This is a genomic window from Novosphingobium sp., assembly GCF_030699305.1.
Classification (GTDB): Bacteria; Pseudomonadota; Alphaproteobacteria; order Sphingomonadales; family Sphingomonadaceae; genus Novosphingobium.
Window position 1 is genome coordinate 85,823 of record NZ_JAUYNB010000012.1, and the last position, 7,159, is coordinate 92,981.

The 7,159-nt window shown below is 64.6% G+C and carries 8 protein-coding genes; 1 reads left to right on the plus strand and 7 read right to left on the minus strand.

Annotation, left to right across the window (positions count from 1 at the left end; translation table 11 throughout):
* Nucleotides 1-3 precede the first annotated feature (3 nt).
* Genes trbL through trbB form a run of 7 tightly spaced genes read right to left on the minus strand, consistent with a single transcriptional unit; the run spans nt 4 to nt 6,490 of the window.
* A complete protein-coding gene (gene trbL / locus Q8Q53_RS06070; RefSeq protein ID WP_305700864.1) occupies nt 4-1,317 on the minus strand; it encodes a P-type conjugative transfer protein TrbL in 1,314 nt (437 codons plus the stop codon).
* Between the two features lies 1 nt (nt 1,318).
* The gene (trbK-alt, locus tag Q8Q53_RS06075) at nt 1,319-1,654 is read right to left on the minus strand and encodes a putative entry exclusion protein TrbK-alt (protein WP_305700865.1); all 336 of its coding nucleotides are present in this window, start codon (nt 1,652-1,654) and stop codon (nt 1,319-1,321) included.
* Nucleotides 1,655-1,658: 4 nt separating this feature from the next.
* Nucleotides 1,659-2,417 (minus strand): P-type conjugative transfer protein TrbJ, encoded by a 759-nt coding sequence (gene trbJ, locus Q8Q53_RS06080; protein ID WP_305700866.1) that lies wholly within the window; start codon nt 2,415-2,417, stop codon nt 1,659-1,661.
* Nucleotides 2,418-2,422: 5 nt separating this feature from the next.
* The gene (gene trbE / locus Q8Q53_RS06085) at nt 2,423-4,885 is read right to left on the minus strand and encodes a conjugal transfer protein TrbE (RefSeq protein WP_305700867.1); all 2,463 of its coding nucleotides are present in this window, start codon (nt 4,883-4,885) and stop codon (nt 2,423-2,425) included.
* A gap of 5 nt (nt 4,886-4,890) precedes the next feature.
* Nucleotides 4,891-5,166: a VirB3 family type IV secretion system protein gene (locus tag Q8Q53_RS06090; RefSeq protein WP_305700868.1), complete on the minus strand. Its 276-nt coding sequence runs from the start codon at nt 5,164-5,166 to the stop codon at nt 4,891-4,893.
* On the minus strand, nt 5,166-5,483 hold the full coding sequence (locus Q8Q53_RS06095) for a TrbC/VirB2 family protein (RefSeq protein WP_371136521.1): 318 nt from the start codon (nt 5,481-5,483) through the stop codon (nt 5,166-5,168). The genes Q8Q53_RS06090 and Q8Q53_RS06095 overlap by 1 nt, the downstream gene beginning before the upstream one ends.
* An 11-nt stretch (nt 5,484-5,494) precedes the next feature.
* Complete coding sequence (gene trbB, locus Q8Q53_RS06100) at nt 5,495-6,490, minus strand: P-type conjugative transfer ATPase TrbB (protein ID WP_305700869.1); 996 nt, start codon at nt 6,488-6,490, stop codon at nt 5,495-5,497.
* A gap of 293 nt (nt 6,491-6,783) precedes the next feature.
* On the opposite strand from trbB, the gene Q8Q53_RS06105 reads away from it, so the two are divergent.
* Entirely contained in the window at nt 6,784-7,041 is a 258-nt protein-coding gene (locus tag Q8Q53_RS06105; protein WP_305700870.1) for a hypothetical protein, read from the plus strand.
* Nucleotides 7,042-7,159 lie beyond the last annotated feature (118 nt).

The window sequence follows — 7,159 nt, forward strand, 5'->3', positions numbered from 1 at the left end:
GGGTCAGTCCTTTTCGGTAACGTCGATGGAGGCGCCGCCGCCGTGGCTGTCGCCAGACTTCAGCGTATGCGCGGCGATGGTCGCGCCGTGGGCGATGGTCTGGCGGTCCTTAATCGCCTTGGCCCAGGCGGGTTGGCCCTGATCGGCAGCGGCCGGAGGCGGTGGGGTGTTCGGTCCCGGCGTGATCGTGCCGCCGGTATTGGTGATCGCGGCGCGGCTACCCTCGCGGAACGATTGCTTCATGCTGTCGCCCGCCTTGCGCAGCGGCGAAGTGGCGGCTCCTGCAGCCGCTTCGCCGACCGCGGCCATGCCCGAACCAACAGCAGATGCATCTGACTTGCCGGCCGATCCTAGCGCGTAAGCCATTGTCGCACCGCCCGCAGCGCGCGAGGTGCCGTGGGCGACATTGGAAGCCGCAGTGGCGACCGCGCCGCCAGCCATCCGCGCACCGGCGACAGCGCCAGCGGCTGCGCCGCCTGCGAGGAGTGCGGTGCCAGCGGCTGCACCTGCGCCAAGCTGCGGTCCGCCCGAGACGATGCCGTTGGCGATGCCGGGGCCGAAGATGCCGAGCCCGAGTAATGACAGGCTCGCCAGCATGATCGACAGCGCGTCTTCGATCGTCGGCTCGGCGCCGATTGCAGATGTAAACTCGGTGAAGATCGTCGAGCCGACGCCGACGATCACGGCAAGCACCAGCACCTTGATGCCCGAGGAGACGACGTTGCCGAGCACGCGCTCGGCCATGAAGGCGGTCTTGCCGAACAGCCCGAACGGGATCAGCACAAAACCGCAGAGCGTGGTCAGCTTGAACTCAATGAGGGTGATGAACAGCTGGATCGAGAGGATGAAGAAGGCGATGATCACGATCGCCCAGGCGACCAGAAGGATCACGATCTGCAGGAAATTCTCGAAGAAGCTGACGAACCCCATGAGGTCGGAGATCGCCGTGATCAGCGGCTGCGCGGCATCCATGCCGACTTGCGCCACCCGGCCCGGCTGCAAGAGTTCGGCTGCTGTGAAGCCGGTGCCGCTGGCCTTGAGGCCGAGCCCCGCGAAGCTTTCGAAGATGATCCGGGCGAGATTATTCCAGTTGCCGATGATGTAGGCGAAGGCGCCGACGAACAGCGTCTTCTTGACGAGCCGGGCCATGATGTCGTCGCCTTCGCCCCATGACCAAAACAGCGCGGCCAGTGTCACGTCGATCACGATCAGCGTGGTCGCGATGAACGCGACCTCACCCGAAAGCAGCCCGAAGCCGGAATCGATGTAACGCGAGAAGATGTCGAGGAAGCGGTCGACGACGCCGGTGCCACCCATGTCAGTTCGCCTTTGTCGTTGGGGGTTGGTCGCTTGCGATTGCGTCTACAGCGGGCGGTGCGGCGGGATCGATTGGCGAGGTATCCGCCTCGACCCCGAGGAACCGCCGCCGCTTTTCGGCCCAGGCCGCACGGCAGTCAGGGTTGGACAGCGCCAGTTCGCCCATCGCGGCGCAGGCCTTGAGCTGGCCAGGCAGCGGATCGCCGTCGGGTTCGAACACGGTGATGACCTCAGTCGGAGACACCCTGGGCTCTTCGCGCAGTTCGAGCACGGTCATGGTCAGCGCCACGGCCACGAAGGCTCCGGCTCCGATCCGCGCGAAGAGCTTGGTGTCCATCGCCTCAGTTCCGGTACATCTGTGCGGAGGTCGGCACATATCCGCGACCGGGAGCGAGGAAGCGGCGCAACTGTTCGCGGGCTTGGACCTTGGCCGCCGCCGAGTTCGCGGCATCGAGCGATTGCGCCCGGCCCATCGCGGCGACCGCCGCGATGAGGTCGGACATCTGCTGCGACTGAAGCGCGAGCAGCTGATTGCCGGCCTGAGCCGCCTGCAGCGCGCCGGTTGCCGACTGGCTCGCGGTGACAAGCTGGTCGATCGCGGTACGCGATCCTTCGATGTTGCTGACAACGCCGGCCTGGACCTTGAGCGCGTCTTCGAACGCGCCGACGCTGGTCTGCCAGCGCTGGCGCGCACCCTCGACCAACGCCCGCTGCGTGCTCGTGAGGTCGATCGACTTGTACTGCGCGGCGAACTGCGCCTCGATCTGCTGGACGTCCATCGCCATGCCCTGCGCCTGACGGATCAGCGCCTGGGTTTGCTGGATCTGCTGCTGAAGCGGCTGCAGCACGCTCATTGGCAGGCTCTGGAGGTTGCGCGCCTCGTTGATCAGCGAAGTCGCCTGGTTCTGCAGCTGGCGGATCTGATTGTTGATCTGCTCAAGCGTGCGCGCGGCGGTCAGGATGTTCTGCGAATAGTTCGACGGATCGTAGACGATCCCGCCGAACTGGGCATAGGCCGGAGCCGGGACCAGCACGGTCGCGGTGAGCGACAGGATGGCCGTGCCAGCGGCAAGTGCATGGCGCAAACGGGGGATTTTCATGGGCACTACTCCTTGGTTTGGCCCGAGGGGGTTCGGGCGGGGGGGATGGGGGATGGTGCGGGAAGCATCTCGGCTGCCCAGGCGAGACCGCGGTGGCGCAGCCAGGCTGCGGCAAAGCCAGCGCTGCCGTGGGTTTCGGTGATCTCGTCGATCGCCAGCTGGTCCGCCTTCGAAGATGTGGCGGTGAAGGCAAGCGCGACTTCGCCCAGACCCAGCTCGAACAAGCGGTTGCCGCGTGCCGACTGGCAGTAATAGTCGCGCTTGGGGGTTGCCCGCGCGACGATCTCGATCTGTCGGTCGTTCAAACCGAAGCGGCGATAGATAGAGAGGATCTGTGGCTCGACCGCGCGTTCGTTGGGCAGGAAGATGCGGGTCGGGCAGCTCTCGATGATGGCGGGTGCGATCGCGCTGGTCTCGATGTCGGCAAGGCTCTGGGTCGCGAAAACCACGCTCGCGTTCTTTTTGCGCAGCGTCTTGAGCCATTCGCGCAGCTGCGCGGCGAAGGCCGGACTATCGAGCACCAGCCAGCCCTCGTCGATGATGATCATCGTTGGTGAGCCGTCGAGCCGTCCCTCAATGCGGTGGAACAGGTAGGAAAGCACCGCGGGCGCCGCTGCCGAGCCCGTCAGCCCCTCGGTCTCGAAGGCCTGGAAGCTTGCTTCTCCCAAATGCTCGACTTCGGCATCAAGCAGGCGTCCGAACGGTCCGCCGATGCAATAGGGCGCGAGTGCCTGTTTGAGCGCCTGGTTTTGGAGCAGGACGGCGAGACCGGTCAGTGTCCGCTCGGCAACCGGGGCGGTCGCCAGCGAAGTCAACGCCGACCAGAGATGCTCCTTGATCACCGGATCTACGGTGACGCCCTCGGCAGCAAGGATCGCCTGGAGCCATTCGGCGGCCCAGTTTCGTTCTGCGGCTTCGTCGATGCGCGCCAAGGGCTGAAGCAATACGGTGCCCACACCATCGTCGGCCAAGCTGGTGCCGAGATCCTGCCAGTCGCCGCCGCAGGCAAGCGCCGCGGCACGGATCGAGCCGCCAAAGTCGAAGGCAAAGACTTGAGCTTGGGTATAGCGCCGGAACTGCAGCGCCATCAGCGCGAGCAGCACCGACTTGCCCGCGCCCGTAGGACCGACGATCAGCGTGTGGCCAACATCGCCGACATGAAGCGAAAACCGGAATGGGGTCGAACCTTCCGTCCGCGCATAGAAGAGCGGAGGTGCGCGGAAATGCTCGTCCCATTCCGGCCCGGCCCACACGGCTGAGAGGGGGATCATGTGGGCAAGATTGAGCGTCGAGATCGGTGGTTGCCGGACGTTGGCGTAGACATGGCCGGGGAGCGAGCCGAGCCAGGCTTCGACCCCGTTCATCCCTTCGACGATCACGGTAAAGTCGCGGCCCTGGATGACTTTCTCGACCAGTCGCAGCTTCTCGTCGGCGAGCGCGGGGTCTTCGTCCCAGACGGTGACGGTCGCAGTGACATAGGCCTGTCCGACGAAGTCCGACCCAAGCTCCTGCAGTGCGGCATCGGCATCGGCGGCCTTGTTCGACGCATCGCTGTCGAGCAGCGTCGAGGCCTCGTTGGTCATCACCTCCTTGAGGATCGCGGCCACCGATTTGCGCTTGGCGAACCACTGCCGCCGGATCTTCGCGGTGAGCTTGGTCGCGTCGGTCTTGTCGAGCATCACCGCGCGGGTCGACCAGCGATAGGCGAAGGCGAGCCGGTTGAGCTCGTCGAGCAGACCCGGAAAGGTCGAATTCGGAAAACCCACCACGGTCAATGTGCGCAGATGCGCGCGGCCTAGGCGGGGTTCGAGCCCACCGGTGAGAGGTTCGTCGGCCAGCAGCGCGTCGAGGTGCATCGGAGCTTCGGGCACCCGCACCCGGTGGCGCCGGGTCGAGACGCAGCTGTGCAGGTATGTCAGCGTCTCGCCGTCATCGAGCCAGGCGATCTCGGGCACGAAGCCTTCGATCAGCCGCAGCAGCCGGTCGGTGCGGTCGATGAAGAGATCGAGCAGCTCTTTGGGATTGATTCCCTTCTCGGCCTTGCCCTCGTAGAGCCAGCTTTCGGCGCGGGCGGCGTCCTCGGCGGGCGGCATCCACAGCAGGGTCAGGAAATAGCCGCTCTCGAAATGGGCACCTTCCTCGGCGAACTGCGCCGCGCGTTCCTGTTCGACCAGCGCTGAGGCCGGATCGGGGAAGTCGCTGTTGGGATAGTCCTGCGCCGGGCGGCGCACCGCCTCGACAAAGATTGCCCAGCCCGATCCCAGACGGCGCAGCGCGCTGTTGAGCCGGGCTGTCGTCGCGATCAGCTCGGCAGGCGTGGCGCTGTCGAGATCGGGGCCACGAAAGCGGGCCGAGCGCTGGAAGCTGCCGTCCTTGTTCAAAACCACGCCGAGCGCGACCAGCGCCGCCCAGGGCAGGAAATCGGCGAGTCGGTCGGCCTTGTTTCGATATTCGCGAAGCGAGAGCATCGGCTTCAAACCCTGAGATAGGTGGGAAAGCGCAGATGCCGCCGTGCGACATCGACGAACTGCGGATCGCGCCTTGCCGCCCAAACCGACACCGCATGGCCGAGCGCGAAGATCACCACTCCGGCGATCCACAGCCGCAGGCCGAGCCCGATCGCAGCGGCGAGCGTTGCGTTGGCAATCGCAAGGCCGCGTGGCGCGCCGCCGAGCAAAATATGCTCGGTGAGCGCGCGGTGAACGGGCACGACAAAGCCCGGCACGGCCTCAGGCGGCACGGTCTCCATCAGACCAGCGCTCCACCGCCGAAGCTGAAGAACGACAGGAAGAAGGACGAGGCGGCGAAGGCAATCGACAGACCGAACACGATCTGGATCATCCGCCGCGCGCCACCCGAAGTGTCGCCGAATGCGAGCGCCAGCCCGGTCGCGATGATGATCATGACCGCGACGATCTTGGCGACCGGGCCCTGAATGGATTCCAGGATCGACTGAAGCGGCGCTTCCCACGGCATCGACGAGCCGGCGGCATGGGCGGGTGTCGTCACGACAAGTGCGGCAAAGCCGCCCAGCAGCGCGGTGGTAGCACGGGAACGGGCACGGATCAGGGTCTGGATCACGAATAATCTCCTTGGTTCTCAGGGGTGAAAGGAAGGATCTGGTAGTCGCCGCGCGCGTCGAGCCCGGTGACATGGGCGAGTTCAGAAAGCCGCCGTCCGGTGCCGTCGCGGACCAGCACGGCAATGACGTTGATGGTTTCGGCGATCAGGGCGCGCGGCACGGTGACCACGCTTTCCTGGATCAACTGCTCCATGCGCCGCAGCGTACCCAGCGCCGATCCAGCATGGATTGTGCCGACACCGCCGGGATGGCCGGTGCCCCAGGCCTTGAGCAGGTCGAGCGCTTCCGCGCCGCGCACTTCGCCGATCGGAATGCGGTCGGGGCGCAGCCGCAGCGCAGAACGGACCAGATCGGAGAGCGTTGCCACCCCGTCCTTGGTGCGCAGCGAGACAAGGTTGGGCGCGGCGCATTGGAGCTCGCGCGTGTCTTCGATCAGGACGACACGATCGTCGGTCTTCGCGACCTCGGCGAGCAGTGCATTGGTGAGTGTGGTCTTGCCGGTCGATGTGCCGCCCGCGACCAAAATGTTCTTGCGGGAGGTAACGGCCGAAATAAGCGCCTCAGCTTGCCAGTCGGACATGATCCCTGCCGCGACATAGTTGCCGAGCGTGAACACCGCGACGGCGGGCTTGCGGATCGCAAAGCTCGGCGCGGCCACAACCGGCGGCAGCAGTCCCTCGAACCGTTCCCCCGTATCGGGAAGCTCGGCCGAGACGCGAGGGCTTCGAGCGTGAACCTCTGCCCCGACATGGTGCGCAACCAGGCGTATGATCCGCTCGCCATCGGCGGCGGACATCCCGCTCCCCGTATCGGCGATCCCGGCTCCTAGCCGGTCGACCCACAGCCGCCCGTCGGGATTGAGCATGACCTCAATGACCGAGGTGTCCTCAAGCCAGGTCGCGATCTCCGGCCCGAGCGCTGTCCGCAGCATGCGCGCGCCGCGCGACGATGCTGGGTTCTGGGCCTGAGCCTGGATCGGGATGACGCTCATGAAATGCCTCGTGTCTGCGAGGCATCCGACCATTGGGTGCGCTCACGAAGCGGATCAAAAGGGCATCACATCAACTAGAAGCAACAGGTAGTTTCTGACTAGGTAGAATGGCGCAATGTAAGAAACGTTGGGCGATAGCCTAGCTTCCTTGATCGTCAGTTCAGAATGACAAATCTTCGAACACAAATCTGCAATTGCGCCCATCAAATCGAATTTTTCGCGCCGTTGAGATGCGTAGAGCTTTGCGTCATTGGGGCCTTCATATTCGCCCCTCCTTCAACTATCGTGAGCGGATGGGTGAGCTCAAGTACTTCAACATCGAGATCAAACGCCACGTGCCAGCTGGCTATCTGCGCTGGCCAGAAGGCTCCGAGGCGGACAATGAAAGTGGTCTTGGCTGTAACCGAAGCTATTGCGATCTCCGAGGTCTGGATTGGTCCGACGTAGCGGAAACTATTGAGGAGGAGGCGCTGCTAGTGGCGCGGCTCATATCCGCGAACGAAATGCTCGAAGAGTATGAGATCGTGGTGTTGAGTAGCGCTGAGAATTGACCCAGGATTATCACTGAGAGTTGACCCGGGTGGGTGTGGGTTATGTGCTGCCCACGAGAGGCCCGGTCAAGAGTTGGGTTTATCCTTTTCTGGATTGGGGTGTGGCGGAGCTGGCCCT

What these genes read in the sequence shown, in the direction of transcription:
- trbJ (WP_305700866.1), bottom strand. Translation starts at nt 2,417, where the DNA reads ATGAAAATCCCCCGTTTGCGCCATGCACTTGCCGCTGGCACGGCCATC.
- Q8Q53_RS06090 (WP_305700868.1), bottom strand. Translation starts at nt 5,166, where the DNA reads ATGGAGACCGTGCCGCCTGAGGCCGTGCCGGGCTTTGTCGTGCCCGTT.
- trbB (WP_305700869.1), bottom strand. Translation starts at nt 6,490, where the DNA reads ATGAGCGTCATCCCGATCCAGGCTCAGGCCCAGAACCCAGCATCGTCG.
- trbL (WP_305700864.1), bottom strand. Translation starts at nt 1,317, where the DNA reads ATGGGTGGCACCGGCGTCGTCGACCGCTTCCTCGACATCTTCTCGCGT.
- trbE (WP_305700867.1), bottom strand. Translation starts at nt 4,885, where the DNA reads ATGCTCTCGCTTCGCGAATATCGAAACAAGGCCGACCGACTCGCCGAT.
- trbK-alt (WP_305700865.1), bottom strand. Translation starts at nt 1,654, where the DNA reads ATGGACACCAAGCTCTTCGCGCGGATCGGAGCCGGAGCCTTCGTGGCC.
- Q8Q53_RS06105 (WP_305700870.1), top strand. Translation starts at nt 6,784, where the DNA reads ATGGGTGAGCTCAAGTACTTCAACATCGAGATCAAACGCCACGTGCCA.